The sequence below is a fragment of the Methanofollis fontis genome, assembly GCF_004297185.1.
In the GTDB taxonomy this organism is placed as follows: Archaea; Halobacteriota; Methanomicrobia; order Methanomicrobiales; family Methanofollaceae; genus Methanofollis; species Methanofollis fontis.
In genome coordinates this window covers 126,741-146,177 of record NZ_PGCL01000001.1, presented here as the reverse complement: position 1 = coordinate 146,177, position 19,437 = coordinate 126,741, and the positions used below count along the sequence as shown (strand labels likewise).

General features: G+C 59.7%; 16 protein-coding genes and 3 tRNA genes. 9 read left to right on the top strand and 10 right to left on the bottom strand.

Annotation, left to right across the window (positions count from 1 at the left end; translation table 11 throughout):
• Nucleotides 1-544: 544 nt before the first annotated feature.
• Both CUJ86_RS00695 and CUJ86_RS00690 read right to left on the bottom strand, forming a co-directional pair.
• A complete protein-coding gene (locus CUJ86_RS00695) occupies nt 545-1,012 on the bottom strand; it encodes a chemotaxis protein CheW (protein ID WP_130645645.1) in 468 nt (155 codons plus the stop codon).
• Nucleotides 1,013-1,030: 18 nt separating this feature from the next.
• Nucleotides 1,031-3,058, bottom strand: a complete 2,028-nt coding sequence (locus tag CUJ86_RS00690; RefSeq protein WP_165394713.1) for a methyl-accepting chemotaxis protein — start codon at nt 3,056-3,058, stop codon at nt 1,031-1,033.
• Between the two features lie 511 nt (nt 3,059-3,569).
• Between CUJ86_RS00690 and CUJ86_RS00685 the strand changes: the two genes are divergently transcribed.
• Together CUJ86_RS00685 and CUJ86_RS00680 are read left to right on the top strand one after the other, a co-directional pair.
• Nucleotides 3,570-3,770 carry a hypothetical protein gene (locus CUJ86_RS00685; RefSeq protein ID WP_130645643.1) on the top strand — a complete coding sequence of 67 codons (201 nt, stop codon included), beginning with the start codon at nt 3,570-3,572 and terminating at the stop codon, nt 3,768-3,770.
• A gap of 104 nt (nt 3,771-3,874) precedes the next feature.
• Entirely contained in the window at nt 3,875-4,903 is a 1,029-nt protein-coding gene (locus tag CUJ86_RS00680) for an FIST signal transduction protein (protein WP_235855536.1), read from the top strand.
• A 505-nt stretch (nt 4,904-5,408) separates the two neighbouring features.
• Here the strand turns inward: CUJ86_RS00680 and CUJ86_RS00675 are convergent.
• From CUJ86_RS00675 to CUJ86_RS00660, 4 genes are all read right to left on the bottom strand, one after another.
• A tRNA-Ser gene (locus CUJ86_RS00675) sits at nt 5,409-5,493 on the bottom strand.
• 20 nt (nt 5,494-5,513) lie between these two features.
• Nucleotides 5,514-5,598, bottom strand: a tRNA-Ser gene (locus CUJ86_RS00670).
• 65 nt (nt 5,599-5,663) lie between these two features.
• On the bottom strand, nt 5,664-6,590 hold the full coding sequence (locus CUJ86_RS00665) for an RNA-guided pseudouridylation complex pseudouridine synthase subunit Cbf5 (protein ID WP_130645641.1): 927 nt from the start codon (nt 6,588-6,590) through the stop codon (nt 5,664-5,666).
• On the bottom strand, nt 6,583-7,275 hold the full coding sequence (locus tag CUJ86_RS00660; RefSeq protein WP_130645640.1) for a uroporphyrinogen-III synthase: 693 nt from the start codon (nt 7,273-7,275) through the stop codon (nt 6,583-6,585). Before CUJ86_RS00660 ends, CUJ86_RS00665 begins: the two co-directional genes overlap by 8 nt.
• A gap of 92 nt (nt 7,276-7,367) precedes the next feature.
• Here CUJ86_RS00660 and CUJ86_RS00655 point away from each other — a divergent pair, with 92 nt between their 5' ends.
• Nucleotides 7,368-8,576 carry a tripartite tricarboxylate transporter permease gene (locus tag CUJ86_RS00655; protein WP_130645639.1) on the top strand — a complete coding sequence of 403 codons (1,209 nt, stop codon included), beginning with the start codon at nt 7,368-7,370 and terminating at the stop codon, nt 8,574-8,576.
• Here CUJ86_RS00655 and CUJ86_RS00650 read toward each other — a convergent pair.
• On the bottom strand, nt 8,573-9,490 hold the full coding sequence (locus tag CUJ86_RS00650; RefSeq protein WP_130645638.1) for a calcium/sodium antiporter: 918 nt from the start codon (nt 9,488-9,490) through the stop codon (nt 8,573-8,575). The genes CUJ86_RS00655 and CUJ86_RS00650 overlap by 4 nt on opposite strands.
• A 71-nt stretch (nt 9,491-9,561) precedes the next feature.
• Between CUJ86_RS00650 and CUJ86_RS00645 the strand changes: the two genes are divergently transcribed.
• Genes CUJ86_RS00645 through CUJ86_RS00635 form a run of 3 tightly spaced genes read left to right on the top strand, consistent with a single transcriptional unit; the run spans nt 9,562 to nt 11,753 of the window.
• Nucleotides 9,562-10,407 (top strand): NOP5/NOP56 family protein, encoded by an 846-nt coding sequence (locus CUJ86_RS00645; protein WP_130645637.1) that lies wholly within the window; start codon nt 9,562-9,564, stop codon nt 10,405-10,407.
• Entirely contained in the window at nt 10,404-11,009 is a 606-nt protein-coding gene (locus CUJ86_RS00640) for a fibrillarin-like rRNA/tRNA 2'-O-methyltransferase (RefSeq protein ID WP_130645636.1), read from the top strand. Before CUJ86_RS00645 ends, CUJ86_RS00640 begins: the two co-directional genes overlap by 4 nt.
• A 21-nt stretch (nt 11,010-11,030) precedes the next feature.
• Nucleotides 11,031-11,753 carry a DUF1614 domain-containing protein gene (locus CUJ86_RS00635; RefSeq protein WP_130645635.1) on the top strand — a complete coding sequence of 241 codons (723 nt, stop codon included), beginning with the start codon at nt 11,031-11,033 and terminating at the stop codon, nt 11,751-11,753.
• Between the two features lie 7 nt (nt 11,754-11,760).
• On the opposite strand, the gene CUJ86_RS00630 is transcribed toward CUJ86_RS00635, so the two are convergent.
• The 3 genes from CUJ86_RS00630 to CUJ86_RS00620 form a co-directional block, all read right to left on the bottom strand.
• Entirely contained in the window at nt 11,761-12,606 is an 846-nt protein-coding gene (locus tag CUJ86_RS00630; protein WP_130645634.1) for a TIM barrel protein, read from the bottom strand.
• 50 nt (nt 12,607-12,656) lie between these two features.
• Nucleotides 12,657-12,729 (bottom strand) — tRNA-Gln (locus CUJ86_RS00625).
• 51 nt (nt 12,730-12,780) lie between these two features.
• Nucleotides 12,781-13,506 carry a thymidylate synthase gene (locus tag CUJ86_RS00620; protein WP_130645633.1) on the bottom strand — a complete coding sequence of 242 codons (726 nt, stop codon included), beginning with the start codon at nt 13,504-13,506 and terminating at the stop codon, nt 12,781-12,783.
• Between the two features lie 317 nt (nt 13,507-13,823).
• Here CUJ86_RS00620 and CUJ86_RS00615 point away from each other — a divergent pair, with 317 nt between their 5' ends.
• The 3 genes from CUJ86_RS00615 to CUJ86_RS00605 all read left to right on the top strand — a co-directional run bounded on the left by CUJ86_RS00615 (nt 13,824) and on the right by CUJ86_RS00605 (nt 19,367).
• Nucleotides 13,824-16,229, top strand: coding sequence for an MEMAR_RS02690 family S-layer glycoprotein (locus CUJ86_RS00615; protein WP_130645632.1), 2,406 nt, complete (start codon nt 13,824-13,826; stop codon nt 16,227-16,229).
• A gap of 197 nt (nt 16,230-16,426) precedes the next feature.
• The gene (locus CUJ86_RS00610) at nt 16,427-17,971 is read left to right on the top strand and encodes an AMP phosphorylase (protein ID WP_130645631.1); all 1,545 of its coding nucleotides are present in this window, start codon (nt 16,427-16,429) and stop codon (nt 17,969-17,971) included.
• Entirely contained in the window at nt 17,961-19,367 is a 1,407-nt protein-coding gene (locus tag CUJ86_RS00605) for a carboxypeptidase regulatory-like domain-containing protein (protein ID WP_130645630.1), read from the top strand. The genes CUJ86_RS00610 and CUJ86_RS00605 overlap by 11 nt, the downstream gene beginning before the upstream one ends.
• Nucleotides 19,368-19,437 lie beyond the last annotated feature (70 nt).

Here is a 19,437-nt window from a genome sequence, read left to right as displayed (position 1 = left end):
CGGCTTCAGGGTTCTTCATCTGGTAAGAGTGGATAGGGGGGAAGGGTCATATAAAGATGCGCCCTTTTCCCCATGCCGCCGCACCACCCCACATCGGCGGGATGACGGTGCGTTCTGTCACCATTCTGGGGCCGTATATCGGATGATGAGACCGCCGCCGATCTTGAAGGCGGGATGGAGATCGGGAGAACGTCCAGGATGATCCTGCCGAAGAAGGATCGGGGGTTGGTGAGGTGACCTGTCAGTCAATACTGTCTGGTCTGATATTTATTTATGGATGATCTGGGCTGAAAGGGACAAAATTGGCGTAAAAGGAGGTATTATGGAGCGATGCTGCCAGGTCGTTCGGGTGGGGCTCCGGGGCGTTATTTTAGATCGAGTCCTGCCTGATTGAAGTAGTCCTCAATTTTTTCCGATAACTGCCGGTGAAGATCCCGGAATTCCCTGATTGAATCCCTTGGGGTCGCATCCATGTCCTGATGCGGGGTGTTCTGTGTCTCTTTCACAAGACGTGTTTCATAATTGCGTGACATCTTTTCAACCTCTATGATTCGTTTCTCTCAACCAGTTCCTGAAGCACTCTCTGTATGTCTATCCAGATGATCAGATCGCCGGATTCGTCTCCTTCTGGGCCGTTTTTCTCGATGGACTTGATGATCCCCTTGATATATGACTCATCTGACAGCGTCCGGTCGACCTCTGTCTCGGCTGCCTGGATGACACTATGCACATCGTCTACAATCATCCCGACACTGGAGCCATTTGAGGCCTCTGGAGCAAGAACAATGATTTTTCGATTTTCTCTGGTGTTATCAGCCTCAAGGCCGAGTGTTTTGTTGAGGTTGATAATTCTGGTAATCTCGCCCCGGAGGTTGACGATACCTGCCAGATGGGGGGGTGCACGGGGCACCGGTGTGATCGGCAGCATCTCGACGATCTCCTGTGCGAGATGGATATCCAGGGCATAGAGTGAATCGCCAAGCTGAAATTTTACGACATCGACTGTTGCCATACTGTCCCTCTCTTCTGTTCAGACCTCGAACTTCCCCATGGTTTCTTTGAGACGTCCTGTGATGGTGCTCAGTTCATATGTCGCTCCACCAATCTCCTCGGTCGAGGCGCTGGTTTCTTCGGAGATCGCCGCCAATTCCTGGATATTGTCCAGGTTTTCACGGTTCAATGCCGTCCCGTTCTCCATTGCCTGCATGATCTGGTTTGCGACACTTGCCTGTCCATCGATCGCCTTGGCAATCTCGCCGATATCGCAACTTGCCGCTTCTGCACCACTGACAATATTGTTCAATGCCTCGATGGTCCGGTTTACACTCTCCACCCCTATGGAGATCTCATAATATCCCTTCTCCATATTTGCCGCTGTTTTGTTGGTGTTTGCAATGATGGATGCGATCAGGTCCTCGATATTCTGACTGGCTTTTTTGGACTCTCCTGCCAGGTTCCTGATCTCTCCGGCGACAACGGCGAACCCGCGCCCGTGTTCACCTGCACGGGCAGCTTCAATTGCGGCGTTCAATGCGAGGAGATTGGTCTGACTGGCGATGTCGTTGATCAACTTGACAATCTTACTGATCTCGGTCATCTGGGCGTTGAGTTCAGATATGTCCCTCACGCTCTGCTGGGATATCTCCTCGACCGACGCCATCTTTTCTCTGGTCTCCTGGCCCAGTTTTACGCCGTCTTTTCCATGGAGGACTGTCTGTTCGGTTCGTTCAAGCACTTCTATCGATGAACTGGCGATCTCCTCGTTGGATGCGGACAGGTCGCTGATCTGCCGCTCAATCTCCTCTATTTTCCCCATAAATTGGGCATTCAGTTCGGCACACTGCTGGCTTGTTATGGCCACTTTCTGGGTGGCCTTTGCAATTTCGGCCGTCCCTCTGCCGGTTTCACGTGTGCTGGAATCGATATCTGATATTGCCCGGTTGATCTCGCTGTAGGGGCCTGTTAACATGTCCAGGGCGGTGTTGATGCTCTGTACAATTGTCCTGTATCTGCCCTGATGGTGCGCCGTGTCGATCCGTGTAGTGATTTTACCGGCAGCGATCGCATCGGTGAGCAACTCGAAATCGATATTCATGTTCTCGATCACCTCCATCATCCTGATAAGTGCCGGTGTGAAGGTGCCATCCTCTGAGTGGTTTCCGTTGGTTTTTAGGCTCTCGAGATCGCTGAGGTCCCCGTCTGCGATCCTCTCTATCCGCTCGACTGTGTCCCTCCCCTGCTGCTGGATCATGCTGATGCTCTCTGCAATTTCAGCGATGATGCCTGGATACCGGCCATTGAGGGGGCAGGTATAGTCATTGACGGCAACCTGCCGGAGTGCTGATGCTACGGTGTCCAAGGCTGCATACCCGTCTCTGCAGCGGTTGATATTATTCACCAGTGTTGCATACTGGCCCTGATATTCTGTAGAGATCTCTTCGAGCATCTGTCCATTGCTGATCTGTCCGGTAGAGGTGATGGCGATATTCAGGGGTTCGGTGATCGCATCCAGGGTTGCATTGATCTCCTGCACCATCCGCTGAACGGTCTCGCCCTGGAAGAGGAGGGGTTCAAGGCGGGCATGAGTATTTCCTGCCTGGATCTCCTCTTGCAGGTTCATCATCTCAGACAATGCCAGATATTCGTCTGCAATTTCGGTGATGCTTCCGACGGTACCGATAAGGTCTCCTTTCTGGTCTGTGTATGGTGTGGCTGTATAGCGTATGGGGTTGTCCCCGGATGGAAGGCGGGCAACCGAATCTGTGTGTACGGTGAGATTTTCCTCAATCGCACGTGAAAGGGCACACTGTGGGGTGTTGCAGAGTGGGGTGCAGAAGAGGTCATAGCATTTCTGACCGATGCATGCCTCTCTGGGTTCTCCGATCAGATTGGCACCCGCATGATTGATGAACCGGACCGTGTAATCGGTATCGGTTACAAGCACGGGCGTCGGGATATGGTTGAGGTGGTGTTCCCCCTCCGATGGTGGCGCATGATCGGTGATACCCTCCAGGTCAATCGGTGTCTCTTTTTCCTCCAGATGGACTTCAGATTCCATAATTTGCCTCTTTTCGCCGTATTTCACTTCAAAATCAATTGAAATCATATGAAGGCCCATATTTCATTTTCATTCGAAATGCGCTCTCCATGAGATATCGTTCTGGCAATACATCTCGATATTATAAAAAGATTTTGAAAATTTTTACATAATAATGTTTGATGTATGTTAATCCGCTCATGGGGGTTTTCTGTCATCAGGATGCATCAGAGTCCGTGTATTCTATTTAAATGGATTTTGAAACCTTATCTGGATAGAAAATATGATTGAAGCGTTTCAGGGGGATAACCATTATATTCTGAGATTCCTGAACGACGTGTCCGGACAACTCCTCCGGCGGTGCAGATGGAAAACCATCCGTTTCTTGCTGTCCCCGGCGGGAGGATCTGGTTTGAATCAGAGTATCTGGCTGCCATTTTTAATATGTGTCACAATAATATAATCTATTAAAAATTTATCATCTTTATAGGATCAAAATGTTTATATATAAAATTATATTATTCGTTGTACCATGGCAGGGCAGATCAACAGGATGATCGAACAGATTATCGATCAACGTTCTCAGGGTGATGAGATCCTGAAAACAACAACAAAGACAAAATTGATCCTCAAAGGGATCAATCCAGAAAAATTCACGAGCGCATCCCCCGATGACCCCGCAATCATTGCCAAACTGAATACCATCGCCGGAGAGATGGGAGTGCGGTTGTAGACTGAACAGTTAATCAAGGTGAAAAAATGAGTGTCAAAATTGCATGTTCTCAAAATACGTCTGTTGATGGTGCTGTTTCTGAAATCAAGGATTCCTTTGCAGGCATGGATCCGAAAGCGGTGGTCTTTTTCTCGTCGTCGGTGTTTGATCCCGCATCGATCAGTGCAGGAATGAACCAGGGCTTTGCGGGCGCCCGTGTTTTTGGTTGCACAACTGCAGGAGAGATTATCAGTGGAAAAATGCTGAAGAACTCCCTTGTTGCCATGGCTCTTGATGCAGAAACTGTGGAGGACATCGATCTCCAGGTCGTCGAGGACCTGAAGGATCCAAACAGCGTTTATGCCGCTTTCACCCGGTTCAAGGATCACTTCGGTGTTTCGATGAAGGATCTTGATTTCCAGAAATATGTCGGGATGATCCTGATCGATGGCCTCAGTGGTGCCGAAGAGAGGACGATGGAGAAGATTGGCGACCTGACCGATGTCACCTTCATCGGCGGTTCTGCAGGGGACGACCTCCAGTTTTCTTCAACTCATGTGTTTGCTGACGGGAAGACCTACACAAATGCTGCAGTCCTTGCAGTGATCCGGCCCTCAAAGGGATTCGGGATTATAAAGACCCAGAGTTTCGTCACTCTTGACAACGTGCTCACTCCGACAAAGGTGGATGAAGCGAACCGTGAAATCCTAGAATTTGATGGAATGCCTGCATCACGGGCATATGCCGAGGCCCTCGGGACGACGGTGGAGGATGCCGTCAACCACTTCATGCGCCATCCGGTTGGTCTTGTCGCGGGCGAAGAGATCTATGTCCGGAGTCCGCAACAGATCCAGGACGGGAAGATACGGTTCTACTGTAATGTCAATGAAGGTATGGAGCTCTCCCTCCTGGAATCGACCGATATCATCGAGGACACGGCGTCTGCGTTAGACGGGAATGTGTCCTCGATGGAGGGGGTGTCGGCGCTGATCAACTTCAATTGCATTCTGCGAACCCTCGAACTTGAGGCAAATGGAGCGACAGATGACTATGGCAGGTTGTTTGCCGAGATCCCCACAATCGGGTTCAGCACCTATGGCGAGGAGTATATCGGTCACATAAACCAGACGGCTACAATGCTGCTCTTAAAATAATTTTTCAGGTCCATCCAATTTTTACCGGCGGTGCTTCTGCATCGTGAACCGCGGCAGGTCCGGACCATGGGAAGGGTGGCTGAAGAAATCTCATAATCGCCTCTGAAATCCGGTATCTGCCACATTCCCCGCCATATCCTCTTCGAGAAAGGCGGCTTATTTCGACACTTCTCCTGTCCCGTGTGCCTCCCCGCTGATCCCCTGTCGACCGTTCCCCCCTCTCTGCGGAAAATGGGCTCTCGTTTTTCCATCAAACCGCATGGATGTCGGTTTATTCGGCCTGATCCCTCCAGGATGTCCATTCCTGGAGATCTCCTCGTATATTCGAGATCCGGGCGCTCGGAATTGGGAAAATGCGGCTGGAATGTCGGTTTTTTCACACCGGGGAGGGGGTGCCGGGCTACCTGACCGAAGAACGCTCCGGCCCTGCTGGTCCGGCATGTGTGTGCCCGGTAAAATGGCGATATTTGAAGATTTCACTGGAGAATTGAACTTAAATTGAAAACGCCGGGGGGGAGATTTGAACTCCCGAGGTGCCGAACACCAGTAGCTTTCGAGGCTACCGCCTTCCCGGACTAGACTACCCCGGCACAGAAGATGTATTTACGAACGCTGAGGGGGAGATTTGAACTCCCGAGGGGCTCAACGCCCCACGGGCTTTCCAGGCCCGCGCCCTACCACTAGACTACCTCAGCAGTCGTGCCTTAAACTATTGGCGGCGTGGTTTTTTAATTCTATCTCTCTGGAGTCGGCGGGGTCTTCATGCCCGGGTCGTCGGTTCCGGTCGCTCTCTGGATCGCCACCCCCGCGGATAGGTGCCCGGCGCCATCATCACCGTCCGGGGGGCGAGCACCAGTCCGGTCTCACCCGGTGCGTAGGCATCGCTCGCAGAGAGCGCCTCGCCGAGACAGACAAGTTCGTCCTTTTGCGAGAGGACGGCGACCGTCTCTCCTTTGCGGTACTTTGTCCGGGAGACCACACCCACGCCGGCAAGGCGCGCCCCGTGGCAGAGGGCGTCGATCGCCGCATCACGCACCACGATCCTGGGCATGTCCCCGATCCCCCGCACCGGCGGCAGGATGATCCGGGAGAGGGGCGCCGGATCCCCGCCCTCGGTGGCGACAGCGGCATCCCTGATATCATGGAGGCTGACCGCCTCATCCTCGGTGAACGACCCCGAGCGCGTCCGGCGGAGCTCCTGCATATGGGCGCCGGTTCCGATGGCCAGACCGAGATGGTGGCAGAGGGACCTGATGTAGGTGCCTGCATCGCAGACGACGCGGAAGAGCACCAGCCTCCCCTCGATGTCCAGGATCTCAAGGTCGCGGATCTTCCTGATCCGCAGCGTCCGCTTCACGGCGCTCCGGCGGGGCGGGCGCTGGTAGACCCGCCCAACAAAGGTGGCGGCGGTCTCCTCGATCCGGGTGCGATCGGCGTCCCCGTGGAGGCGCATGGCGCAGACATACTCCTTCTGTTCGCGCAGGAGCACCGGGGCGAGGCGGACCGCCGGACCGGTCATGACCACGAGCACGCCCGAAACCTGCGGGTCAAGGGTACCGGCATGCCCCACCGGCACGCCGAGCATATCGCCGACCCATGCAGCGACCTGATGGCTCGACGGTCCTCGCGGCTTGTCGACGACGATCAGGCCGGCGGGCGGCACGCCCGGCAGGCGGCGCTCAGACATCGGCCGCTCCTGTGTGGGTGTTCAGGGCCTCCAGGGTTCCGGAGAGGGATCCGTCCCCCACCACGTCCGGGACGACATCGCCCTCCTCCATCGCCCGCGCCGTCACCCGTCCGATGGCGATGACGATCTGCCCTGAGCGGCGACTCCAGCGCGCCTCCCTGAAAGAGGAGGCGCTCGTGAACAGCACGGCGTCTGCCCGTCCGGTGTCCAGGTCCTCCCCGGAGGGTATGAGGTCATAGCAGGGGTACTCGCAGGCCTCCCCCCCCGCCGCCCTGATGGAGGAGAGCAGGTCAGGGTTCGGGACCGCCGCCCTCGGGATGCCCACCCGTTTTCCTCGGAGCCATTCCCCGATATGGGGGGCGAAATCGGCGGAATAAAAGGACGGCAGGGTTTCGGGCGACAGACCGAACTCAACAAGTGTCCGCGCCGTTTGCGGACCGATCGCCACAAGCCTGACCGGGTGGGGCAGGTCAAGCAGCGGCGCCACGATCGCTGCGGGGAGGGCGGATGTGAAGAAGATGCAGTCGAATGCTCCCCGGTTTGCCTCCTCTACAAATCGCTCCACCTCGTCCCCGATGACCTCGGCCCTGAGGGGCGAGACGGTATAGCATGTGTGCCCGAATGCCGCGCAGACGCCGGCGTCCTTCCCTGCCTTCTCGGCCAGACGGGTGATCGCGATCAACATTGGAGGAATGGTCGGTGCGGGTGTGATATCACCGTTTCCCCCTCTCTCGCATACCGGCACCTTTTATGAGTGGCCGGGACGATCCTCCCAGTGTGATCGCCCCCCTCATCGCCGGCACGCTGGCCGGCGCCGCCCTCGGTGCCGTCAGCGGTCTTGTCCCCGGCGTTCATGCGAATACGATGGCCGGCCTCCTCCTCTCGGTATCCCCCCTGCTCGTCGGGACGCTCGGCACGCCTGTTCTGGCGGCAGCGCTCGTCGCCGCCCTGGTCACCCATACCTTCCTGGACTGCGTCCCCTCCACCTTTCTCGGGGTGCCGGACGCCGATACGGCGGTGATGGTCCTCCCCGCCCATGCCCTCTGTCTCGAGGGGCGGGCGTCCGAAGCGGTGCGCCTCTCGGCCGTCGGCAGCGCATGCGCCGTTCTCTGGGCGCTCCCCCTCTCCGCCCTCTTCATCCTTCTCCTGCCCTCCCTCCAGCCCGCCATCGACTGGGGGATTGGTCTGATCCTGCTGGTCGTCGCCTGTTACCTCGTCGTCTTCTCAGAGTCCCCCTCGTGGTCGGCGGGGATCTTCTGTGTCTCCGGGTTGCTCGGGTTGTTTGCCTTCCGCTATTCATATCTGGCATGGAACGGCGGGAGTTCGGTGCTCATGCCCCTTCTCTCCGGTCTCTTCGGCGTCGCCGTCCTGCTATCGGCGGCAGAAGGGAGGATGCCGCCGCAGGAGCGGATTGCCTCCCTCCCGCCCGTTCGCTCCCTCGTCCGCACCTCCCTTGCCGGTTCGGCGGCGGGCGCGATCGTCGGTTGGCTGCCGGGCCTCTCCAATGCCGCGGCAAATGCCGTGCTGGCATCGGTGATCGACTACGGGGACGAGCGGCGCGGTTATATCGTGGCAACGAGTGCGGCGAACACGGCGAACGCCTTCATCGGGCTTGCTGCCCTGTATGCGATCGGGAGGATGAGAAACGGGGTGATGGCGGCCCTCGGCACCCTCACCCTCCCGTCCTATCCGATGCTGCTCCTCGCCGGCGTGCTTGCCGCCGCCGTCGCCTTCGGGCTGACTCTTCTCCTCTCGGGGACGGCTGGAATCTTCTCAAAAATGCCGCTCCGTCACCTGAACCGCATCGTGATCCTGTTTGTGGTCGTCCTTTCCTTTCTGCTCTGCGGCCCCTTCGGGCTCTTCATCCTGGGCGCCGCCACCCTGATCGGGCGGGTGCCGGCCCTTGTCGAGGTGCGACGCGTCTCCTGCATGGGAGCGGTGATGGTGCCGGTGATCCTCTCCTCCCTGGGCGTGGCGGTGCTCTAGAGGAGGTTGAAGATCAGGGCGATATACCCGGCATAACCGACCAGAAGTCCGGCCGACCAGATGCGGGTGAAGCGTTCGCCCCCGAGAAACAGGGGGACGACCGCCGCCGAGAAGAGGGCGGTGGCAAGGATGTCAGCCGGGCTGATGACCGGGATAGGTGCGATGAGGGCGCCCACGCCGATTACGAACAGCAGGTTGAAGATATTGCTCCCCAGGATGTTGCCGACCGAGATCCCCTCCTCCCTCCGCATGATGGCCATGATGGAGGTGGCGAGTTCGGGCAGGGAGGTGCCGACCGCCACCATCGAGAGCCCGATCACGATCGTCGGTATGCCGAAGGATGTGGCGATCGCCGTGGCGCCGTCGACGACGAACTGTGCCCCGATCACCACAGCGGCGAGACCGCCGACGGTCATCAGGATATCGCGGCGCCCGTGACTGCGGATACCCTCGCCATCATTCTCCACGCCGCCGCGCTGCCAGAGGACGGTGAGGATGACGACGAAGGCCGCCAGCATCACGATGCCCGCGAGCGCATCAAAGACGCCCCTGAAGGCACAGATGATGAAGAGCGCCGTTGCAAAGAGCATCAGCCCGATCTCGGTCATGTCGGCGCCTCCGCTCCCCACGAGGGTGGGCCTGATAAAGGCGCAGATGGCCAGCACAAGGGCGATATTGGCGATGTTGCTCCCGAGGACATTGCCGAGGGCGATGCCGGGATCGCCGGCTGCGACGGCGTTGACGCTCACCACGAACTCGGGGAGGGAGGTGCCAAAGGCAATGACCGTGAACCCGATCGTGGCCGCCGAGATGCCGAAGCGGGAGGCAAGACCGCTCCCGCCGCCGACAAAGAGGTCCGCACCCTTGACCAGAAGGGCGATTCCCACAAGAAATATGATTGCTTCAAGGATCATGGAGTCGTCCGCTGGAGATCAGGTTGAGCGCGTCCCCTATGTTAATGGTCCCTGCCCGCCCACGGGTTCTGATGGAGCGCTACTGGTTTGGGGATGTCGAAGGAGGGACGTGCACGCCCCCCGGAAAGGATCCGGCAGCGTATGTGCGGCGGATAGAGGAGATGGGGCCGTCGCTCCGGCGACCAGACCCGGAGACGGCGCGGATCTGCGGGGTGGCGGCGGACCGCGCTGCCTATCTCTCCCTGCTCAGGGAGGTCTGCATGGAGCGCGCCCGCCGGGCGGTGGCCGGTGCGCTCGCCGGACCGGACGTCGAACTTCTCCAGATGGTGCGCACCCTCGACGAGGCCGACCACGTGATCAACCTCCTCCTCGAACGCGCCGTCGAATGGCAATCGGTGATCGATCCCGGCTTCACCCGCAAGTACCGGCGCGGCGGCAAGGCGCTGACCGGACGGATCCGGCGCAGCCCCTCCCCCGGACTGCGGGGGGTCGGGGCGGAGATCGAGGCCCTCGGGGAGATGCGCTCCCGTCTTGCCCGTGAGGTCTCCCGTCGGGCCGATGCGGTGCTCCCGAATACGAGCGCCCTGGTCGGCGGGCTGGTGGCGGCGCGCCTGATGGCCGAGGCGGGCGGCCTCTCCTCCCTGGCCCGCATGCCGGCCGGTGCCATCCAGGTGCTCGGTGCCCGTACCGCCATCTTTTCCCATATCCGCGGTGCGGCCCCCTCCCCCAAGCACGGGATCATCTTCCAGCACCGCCGGGTGCACAATGCGCCAAAGGAGGTGCGGGGACGTGTTGCCCGCGTGCTTGCGGCCAAACTCGCCATTGCGGCCAGAATCGATCATTTCCGGGGTGAACCGGATGCCGGCTTCCTTGAGGGGGCGCAGCGGCGCATCGATGCGGCGGGAGGCAATCCATGATCCGGATCCAGGGCGTGCTCGTATCCCCGGGTGAGGGGGGAGTCTACGGCGAGCGGACGATCGGGGACTACCGTGTCTGGGATCCCTACCGCTCGAAGTGCGCGGCGCTCCTCCTCCTCGGGGGGGAGATCGATCTCACCTCCTCGATGCGGGTGCTCTACCTGGGTGCGGCGAATGGCACCACCGTCTCCCATGTCGCCGACTACGTGGAGGTGGTGTATGCGGTGGAGTTCGCCCCGCGCCCGATGCAGGACCTGCTCGAGGTCTGCCGGCGCAGGAAAAACATCATCCCGATCATGGACGATGCGGGTCGCCCGGACCACTATGCCTGCATGGTGGAGGAGGTCGATCTCGTCTATCAGGACGTGGCCCAACCGGACCAGGCGGGGATCGCCCTGAAAAACGCCATTTTCCTGCGTCCGGGCGGCACCCTGGTGCTGATGCTCAAGACGCGCAGTGTCGATATCAGGCAGAGTCCGCAGGACGTGCTGGACAGGACGGTCGAGGTCCTTGAGGCCGGGGGGTTGTCAGTGCGGGAGGTGCGCTGGCTCGAGCCCTATCACCGTGATCATGCGGCGATCATCTGCGAAGCCCTGAAATAACATCTCATCCCTCTTTTCTCCATGGGCAGATGCGTCTTCAACCCCTTCAGCCTCATCATGATGGCGTTCCTCTTCGTCGTCCTGGTGATCCTGATCCCCTTCCTCTTCCTGAGCGTCATCGGCGGGGCCTTTGCCAAACTCGGGTTTTCGACGGGGACGGTCCTTCTCCTGATCGTTCTTACCCTCATCGGGAGTTTTGTGAACCTCCCGCTGACGACGGTGAAGAGCGGGCCGGTGCGGATGGAGAAGGTCTACAACCCCTTCTACGGATGGGTGTATAAGATTCCCGAGATGGCGGCCGAGACCACGGTGGCGATCAACCTGGGCGGCGCCCTCATCCCGCTCCTGATCTCGCTCTACCTCCTGGCCGAGTCGGTGATCGTCACGGGGGCCTATACAGTGCTCGTCCTGTCGCTCGTCGGGGTGCTGATCGTCACCTTGGTCACCAACCGCGTGGCCCGTCCGGTGCCCGGACTCGGCATTGCCACGCCCTTCTTTGTGCCCCCGCTTGTGGCCCTCCTCGTTGCCCTGGTCCTCGCCCTGTTTGCCGGCGGGGGCGATGCCTCGATCATCGCCGCACCGGTCATCGCCTATATCTCAGGCACCCTGGGCACCCTCATCGGCGCTGACCTCCTGAATCTCAACCGTCTCGGCGAACTCGGGGCGCCGATGGTGAGCATCGGGGGAGCGGGCACCTTCGACGGCGTTTTCCTGACCGGCGTGCTCGCCGCATTCCTTGCCTGAAAAATACCTATTCTTTTTCCGCCGTTCCCATCACTGAATGGTAGATGCGGTCGAATGCCCGTACCTGCTCGTCATAAACCGCCGGATCGTTCTGTTTATACTCCAGGCTGACGTCGATGGCGGGTCGCTGTGCGATGAAGGGGATGACCTCGGTGAAGTCGAGTCCCCCGTCCGGGTGGTCGAGGGGGAGGTGCTCGTCGGTGATCGAGCCGCGCCTGCTGTTGGAGAGGTGAAAGAGGCGGAGCGGAAGATCGGCGAAGGGAGCGAGGAGTTCTGCAAAAGGGCGGTGGAGATAATTGGCGGTGCAGTAGAGGTGGGGGAAATCGAGGCAGTAACCCCTGATGCGACCCCCGCCGAGTAGGACGAGTTCTTCGGCGGTGTTTCCGAGGAGGGGATAGTCCGCATAGACCGACGGCAGGTTTTCCAGGATGAAGCGGGGGTCGAAGTGTTTGTCCAGGAAGGCGGCGAAGGTTGTCTCCGCCTCTGCCCGCTCTCCCGGCAGGTAACGGCCGGTATGGAGCACGATCCGGTCGGCGGTGGTGATGTCGGCGGCCTCCAACGTCTCTGCGAGGGCCGATTCGGTCCATGCCTGGATTTCAGCCGCCGGTCGGTCGTCGTAGGCAGACGGAGCGCAGGGGTTGACGCCGTGGGCATGGTGCGGGGCGTGGATGACGATGGTGATCCCGGCATCGGCGATTCTCTCGATGTGGCGGTGGAAGAGGGGTGCGGGTTCGGGGATCACCTGCACCTGGACATGGTCGATCGTCCCGACCTCATACATCCGGGCAAGCACCGGGAAGGTGCGTTCGTCGTCGGACCGGACACCGGCGCCGATGCGGTAGCCTCGCTTCATGGAGAAGAATGGCGCAGGCTTCTGGCATCAGTCTGTCGGAAAAGAAGATATAGCCCGGAGCAGATTCGAACTGCTGTCGGGGGATCCAGAGTCCCCCATGATTGACCGCTACACTACCGGGCTGTGTGCCTTATTCTGTTCGCTCTTCGGGCTTAAAAGGCTGACGGATTGGTGTCAGTCTCCCTGAGATCGGGGGCAGCGCCCGCAGGCCCGGCATACTTCAGGTATTGGCCGGATTTCAGAGCCTTCTTTGCAGAACGGGGGGATGTCGGCGGCATCCCTGATATAGTAGATATGTGGCACCAGGGAGATGTGGGTGTACGGGCCGCAGGGGAGACCGAGACTGTCGGCGACCTCCTTCTGGAGATGGGCCAGTGCATACATGTTGGCGCCGGCGGCGCTGAGCATATCGTTGCTCCTGAAGACCACCTTCATGGCGAGCGCCCCGTCCCGCACGACACACTGGACGAGCTGGAGGCAGGGGCAGTCCCGGAGGCTCTCGTCCACCGGCGGGTTCCAGGTGACAGCGACGGCGCGCCGACTCTCCGGGGAGGCGGCCAGCTTCTGTTTGATGTATGCGACCTGGTCGGCGTGGACCTCGGTGCCCTCCATCCCGAGGCCCTGGCCCCAGTCATAGAGTCTGCCGTGGTAGTCGTACTCGAAGATCGCCTCCGAACCATGGAGGAGGGCGTCGGCATAGGACCGGAGGAAGCGTGTGCCGAAGCGGGAGCGGTCGCTTCCCATCGGTTCGGCAAAGGGGTTTTCGACGGTGATCGCCGTCTCCTCGAACTCCACCGTCGCCTCCCCCTCCTCGGTGTCGAGTACATATCCCTTCTCCAGGATCATCTTCACCACCAGTTCATGCGCCCTCGCCAGCGTGGGGGCCCGGATCACTCTCATGGTGATCAGATGGCGGGGCTGGAGACTTGATTGTTGTGACTTTTTCCGGGGGGCAGGGGTGGATGCTGCCGTGTCCGCCAGAAAATTGTGTGATGATACGGGTTATCTCTTGAATGTGCTCTCAATTATGGATTATCTCTCTGCTCTGTGGCTGGAACGCCGCCTTAGCGGGCGCGCAACCACAAAGGATATATTAAGTGTTACACTAATAATGTCGTATATTCCGGCAATCGGAGTATTGGGCATGGTGAATCCGATTTCGACACCTGTCGAAGAGGTTTGTCTGCTCACCACGTTTACGTTAAAGGAGGAATTGAATGAAGAGTACATCCAGAATGATGGTTGTCGCCGCCGTGCTGCTCGTAGCCGCCGCCGCATTTGTCATGCCGGCCGCTGCCCGTGCAGTCGTCAATGGAGACACCATCTTTGACTATGAGTCTGGTCTTGACCTTACTGCCTTCGCGGCGAACGGCAACCAGCTCGCAAAGTACACCGACGACGATCCGGCCAAGGGTCAGATCTTCTCGATCCCGATCGCCAACGCGGCTAGCCTCGATCTGACCGCGATCGACCTGCAGGGTAACTACGGTACCTACTTCCTCGTGCAGAACACGTTGAACAAGGTTTATATCCGTGACCCGACGGTTGTCTTTGGTGCGGTTCTCGAGAACGACATCACCTCGTCCATCGCCGGCAAGACCGTGACCAAGAACACGCCCATTGCCTTCCAGTTCGATGCGACCGAGGTCGGTACCTATCTCACGACCGCAACCGTGAAGGTCGAGCTCAAGACCCCCGGCGGTGGTGTCCTCACTGAGATCCCCGACAGGTTAGGTGTTCTCCAGTCCTTCACAAACCACGCTCTGAACGCTCCGAGGACCTACATCCGGAACATCGACATCAGCCAGCTCGAGGCAGGCACCTACTCCGCTCAGGCGAAGTGGCAGACTCCGGGCGGCTTCTCTGACTACGCAACCAACTCCAACTCGGTGAGCTTCACTGTCGCCTCCAAGGAGATCGCCATCGAGTCCAACAAGGAGAACGTCGTCAGGAACAACCCGTTCGTCGTGACCGTCACCGGTGACTCCAAGACGAACTACTACCTCTACATCAAGGACGCCAGCGTTGCAGCGGCCCAGTACCCGACCATCAAGCCGGGTCAGCCGTCCGTGACCATCACCAACGTTGCCTTTGCAGGCGCTGTTGACCCCGCCGCAGACACCCTCGCCAACGGTGAGCGTGCAACTGTTGCCGGTGTCTACGTCGCCTCCACCGCTGCTGTCGTCGCTACCGACGCAGGCGGCAAGCGCTCCATTGAGTTCGCAACCACCTCCCAGACCGACGACAAGACCTTCACGATCAAGGTCGTCGACCCGTCCGACGCCTCCAAGTACGATGAGGTGAAGGTCAAGATTGAGGAGGGTGAGGTCACCATCACCGCCGAGGGCGCAGGTTCCTACTACCTCGGTGAGGAGGTCAAGCTCTCCGGTACCAACACCGACTCCGACAACGTCTACCTCTTCATGACCGGCCCGAACCTCGGTGACGGCAACGGTGTGCAGCTTAACGACGTTACCAAGCCCGCCTCTGGCGGCAACTACGTCCAGCGTGCTGTCGAGTCCGACGACACCTGGGAATACCGCTGGGACACCGCCGCCCTTGCAAACACCGGCTCCGTCCTTGACGCGGGTACCTACACCGTCTACGCTGCCTCCAACAACGTTGACAGCAACGGTGTCAACGTTGACAAGTCCCACCTCTCCGGCGTGAAGTACCAGACCTTCTCGGTCGTTCTGAAGTCCCCGTACCTCTCGCTCGATGACATCGGTGCAGTCGTTGCAAAGGGCGACAAGCTGAAGCTCACCGGCGTTGCCGAGGGCAAGCCCGACCAGGTCCAGATCTGGATCTTCGGCAAGAACTACCGCCTGCTCGGTGCGACCGCCTCTGTTGAGGACGACGGCACCTTCGAGTACACTCTCGAGCGTGCGGACACCCAGAACCTGGCTACCGGCCAGTACTACGTGGTCGTCCAGCACCCGATGACCGACGGCGTCTTCAACGTCTTCGCCGTCGCCCCGGGCTCGACCACCGTCTTCACCATCTCCAACGACTGGTCTCTTACCGTCGTTGACCTCGGTGGTCTGTCCGCCTCTGAGGGCGCAACCGCTCTCGTCGACATGATCAACTCGCCGAACTGTGACGACACCTACCGCAAGGTCTCCTTCAACCTCGAAGAGGCCTGGATCAGGATCGACTCCATCGGCGACAAGGCAGTTGGCGACAAGTTCACCATCTCCGGCACCACCAACCTGGCCGTCGGCGATGACCTGACCGTCGACGTGACCTCCGCGTCCTTCCAGCCGACCTCCAAGGATGAGGCAACCTCCTTCTCCGGTGCGTCCGGCACGGTGACCGTCGCTGAGGGCACTGACTACAACACGTGGTCCTTCGACGTCGATGCATCCAACTTCAAGGCTGACCAGTACTCGGTTACCGTCGAGTCCGTGGATGCCGATGTGACCCAGAGCGCCACCTTCAACGTGCTCGAGGCCCCGGCAACCACCACCGCTCCGGTGACCACCGCCCCGGTGACCACCGCTCCGGTGACCACCGCCCCGGTGACCACTGCCGCCACCACCCCGGTCACTCAGCCCGGCTTCGGTGCGCTGATCTCCCTGATCGGCCTCGGTGCAGTTGCAGTCCTGGTTATGCGCAGGAACTAAACCCCCCTTTTTTTCGAACGCTATCCGTCTGTCTTTTCTTGCCCATCCTTCTGCCCGCCTCCCGTTCGTCTCTGTTGTTCGGGGTGTTCTGGCCTTTCACCCATACCTTGCGGGTCCCTTAAGGGCATTGAGCATCAAATAGGTGGCAGAAGAAAAACGCGAATTTTTCATAGGAGTAAAGAGGAGTATCACTATCCATGAAACTCACAACGAGGCTGATCGACATCGAGCACCGCGGTGTCCTCCTCCATTCAGCCGATGCGAGGGAGATCAGTGTCAGGGGCGGCGACCGGGTTGAAGTGAAAAACCGGGTCACCGGTGAATCGATATCTGCCTTTGTCGATACCACCGCCTCGCTCATTGACCCGGGCGTGATCGGTGTCTACCGTCCGACACAGGTGCAGATCGATGTGCTCGAGGCGGCGGAAGTGGAGGTCCGGGCGGCCGATCGACCGACGACCCTTGATTATATCAAGAAGAAAATGGATGGCGGGCGTCTCACCAAGGACGAGACCTATGCGATCATCAAGGACGTCGTTGCAGATGTGCTCTCGCCGAGCGAACTCACTGCCTATATCATCTCCACCTACATCAACCCCCTTGATATGGACGAGGTCGAATACCTCACGCGTGCGATGGTCGATACCGGCGAACGTCTCCATTTTCCCTCCTATCCGATCGTCGACAAGCACTCGATCGGTGGTGTACCGGGCAATAAGATCACGCTCCTGATCGTACCGATCGTCGCCGCCGCCGGGTTGAAGATCCCCAAGACCAGTTCGCGGGCGATCACCGGGGCGGGGGGAACGGCGGACCTGATGGAGGTGCTGGCGCCGGTGGAGTTCTCCGCCGCCGAGGTGCAGCAGATGACCGAGCGGGTGGGCGCCGTCATCGTCTGGGGCGGGGCAACGAACATCGCGCCTGCCGACGACCGCTTCATCACCATCGAGTATCCCTTCAAGATCGACGCGAGGGGACAGATGCTCGCCTCGGTGATGGCAAAGAAGTTCGCCGTGGGGGCGAACGTGGTGGCGATCGATATCCCGGTCGGCGAGCACACCAAGGTGCCCACGATCGAAGAGGGGCGCAAGCTGGCGCGGGAGTTCATCGAACTCGGCGAACGCCTGGGGATGCGGGTGGAGTGCGCCCTCACCTATGGCGAGTCCCTGGTGGGGCATACCATCGGGCCGCGCCTCGAGGTGCGCGAGGCGCTCTCTGTCCTTGAGGGGGCGAACGAACCCAACTCGCTCATCCAGAAGAGTCTCTCGATTGCAGGCATCATCCTTGAGATGTCGGGCAAGGCGGCACCGGGGGAGGGCTACCGGGTGGCCGGCGAGATCCTGGAGTCGGGCAGGGCGTATGAGAAGATGCGGCAGATCATCGAGGTCCAGGGGGGGGACCCGGATGTGAAGGCCGCGGATATCCTCCCCGGTCAATTTTCTTATGTGGTGAAGGCGCCGGGGAACGGTTATGTGATCGAGCTGAACAACCGCGCCCTGATCTCGATCGCCCGTGCGGCGGGTGCGCCGCAGGACGCCGGTGCGGGTATCTTCATCCATGCAAAGAAGGGGACGCAGGTCGAGGCCGGCGAACCGATATTCACGGTGTATGCCGACCGGCAGTGGCGTCTCCAGAAGGCGCTGGAGGAGGGGAGACGGTTGATGCCGATTGTTGTTGAAGGAATGCTCCTTGATCGCCTGCCCGGTCGGCACTGGGGCGGCGGAGGTTCGTATGGGGAATAAACCGCGGTTTGCGCTGCTGTTCGTTCTCATCGCCATGATGCTCCTGGTCGGGGCGGTGCAGGCGCTCGGCCTGACGATCACCGTCCGGGACGGCGATGACAACGCCTATGTCCAGGGTGCTTCGATCTATGTCGACGGTGCCTATGAGGGGATCACCGACTCGTATGGCGAGTTTTACTTCTACCACACCTATGATTCCCGGTTCTCCCTCCGGGTGGTCAGGTCAGGCTACGAGGACTGGTCAGATACGATCGATGAGGACGACACCTCGGTCACGGTGCTGCTTGAACCAGATACAGTGGACCTGGAGGTGGTGGTCTACGACGCCGACTCTATCGAACCGATCAGCGGTGCATGGATCGAGATCCTGGCAGGGGGGGGCAGTGTCGTCGAATCCGGGCGGACGAACTCCCTCGGGCTGGCATCATTCGATGTGGATGCGGAAGGAGAGTATGTGGTCGAGATCGAGGCCGATGACTATGAGGGCATCACGCGCGATCTCGAGATGGACGGTGAGGCCAGAACGGTGCAGTTCTGGCTCTACCCGACCGGTCGGTTCGCCTTCAGGGTGCTCGACGCCCAGACCAGTGATCCAATCGCCAATGCCACGATCACAGTTGGGGGGACGGTGCGGGGAACGACCGGATCTGAGGGGACGCTGGCAACGGTCCTTGATCTGGGGCGTTCCTACCTTGTTGGCGTGACCCATCCGTCGTACCGGGAATACGCGCAGGAGGTGTATATCGCAGAGGACTCGGTCGTCACCGATGTATTCCTCTCGAAGTCCACCTATCCGCTCTTCATCTCGGTCTTCGATACAGAGAAAAAGCCGATCGAGGGAGCGACGGTGACGGTCGATGGTTCTGTCGCCGGCACGACCGATGCATACGGGCGGTTCAGTCTTGGTTCGGTTGTGGCGGGCAGTCATGCGATCGGGGTGAGCGCCGACGGCTACGCCTCCTGGCAGGGGACATGCACCTCGTTTGACCAGAAAAGCGACATTGTCGCTGAACTTGCCCCTATACCGGTGCCGGTCTCGGTGCTGGCCGAGGACAGTGAGCACCGTCCCCTGCAGGGTGCGGCGGTGGCGGTGGACGGTGTCGTGAAGGGTTCAACGGCAGTGGACGGCAGCATCGCCCTCTCGCTCACACCCGGTGTCTATAATATCTCGGCCTCGCACGAGGGGTATCGCACGGCATATCTGGACCGCCAGATCGCCGTCGGGTCGTCGGGCGAGTCCCTGATGATGACCCTGGATGCGGACGGGATCCCCCTCTGGATCCTGGGGGCGGTCGCCGGTGTGCTGGTGGTGGCAGTGATCGTCGTCCCGGTCGTCCTCGGGAAGGCGAAGGGCCTGACCCTCCGCCGCAAAAAGCCGGGTCGGCGGAGCTTCTGAGGCGCCTGTCCTGCTGCCCTTTTAATCTTTTTCTTACTGTATTCGGGATTATTGGCAGAAAAAATCATAT

Excerpts from the sequence above, each read along its gene's own strand:
- CUJ86_RS00695 (WP_130645645.1), bottom strand. The coding sequence starts at position 1,012 with ATGGCAACAGTCGATGTCGTAAAATTTCAGCTTGGCGATTCACTCTAT.
- CUJ86_RS00690 (WP_165394713.1), bottom strand. The coding sequence starts at position 3,058 with ATGGAATCTGAAGTCCATCTGGAGGAAAAAGAGACACCGATTGACCTG.
- CUJ86_RS00685 (WP_130645643.1), top strand. The coding sequence starts at position 3,570 with ATGGCAGGGCAGATCAACAGGATGATCGAACAGATTATCGATCAACGT.
- CUJ86_RS00680 (WP_235855536.1), top strand. The coding sequence starts at position 3,875 with ATGGATCCGAAAGCGGTGGTCTTTTTCTCGTCGTCGGTGTTTGATCCC.
- CUJ86_RS00665 (WP_130645641.1), bottom strand. The coding sequence starts at position 6,590 with ATGTCTGAGCGCCGCCTGCCGGGCGTGCCGCCCGCCGGCCTGATCGTC.
- CUJ86_RS00660 (WP_130645640.1), bottom strand. The coding sequence starts at position 7,275 with ATGTTGATCGCGATCACCCGTCTGGCCGAGAAGGCAGGGAAGGACGCC.
- CUJ86_RS00650 (WP_130645638.1), bottom strand. The coding sequence starts at position 9,490 with ATGATCCTTGAAGCAATCATATTTCTTGTGGGAATCGCCCTTCTGGTC.
- CUJ86_RS00645 (WP_130645637.1), top strand. The coding sequence starts at position 9,562 with ATGGAGCGCTACTGGTTTGGGGATGTCGAAGGAGGGACGTGCACGCCC.
- CUJ86_RS00640 (WP_130645636.1), top strand. The coding sequence starts at position 10,404 with ATGATCCGGATCCAGGGCGTGCTCGTATCCCCGGGTGAGGGGGGAGTC.
- CUJ86_RS00635 (WP_130645635.1), top strand. The coding sequence starts at position 11,031 with ATGGGCAGATGCGTCTTCAACCCCTTCAGCCTCATCATGATGGCGTTC.
- CUJ86_RS00630 (WP_130645634.1), bottom strand. The coding sequence starts at position 12,606 with ATGAAGCGAGGCTACCGCATCGGCGCCGGTGTCCGGTCCGACGACGAA.
- CUJ86_RS00620 (WP_130645633.1), bottom strand. The coding sequence starts at position 13,506 with ATGAGAGTGATCCGGGCCCCCACGCTGGCGAGGGCGCATGAACTGGTG.
- CUJ86_RS00615 (WP_130645632.1), top strand. The coding sequence starts at position 13,824 with ATGAAGAGTACATCCAGAATGATGGTTGTCGCCGCCGTGCTGCTCGTA.
- CUJ86_RS00610 (WP_130645631.1), top strand. The coding sequence starts at position 16,427 with ATGAAACTCACAACGAGGCTGATCGACATCGAGCACCGCGGTGTCCTC.
- CUJ86_RS00605 (WP_130645630.1), top strand. The coding sequence starts at position 17,961 with ATGGGGAATAAACCGCGGTTTGCGCTGCTGTTCGTTCTCATCGCCATG.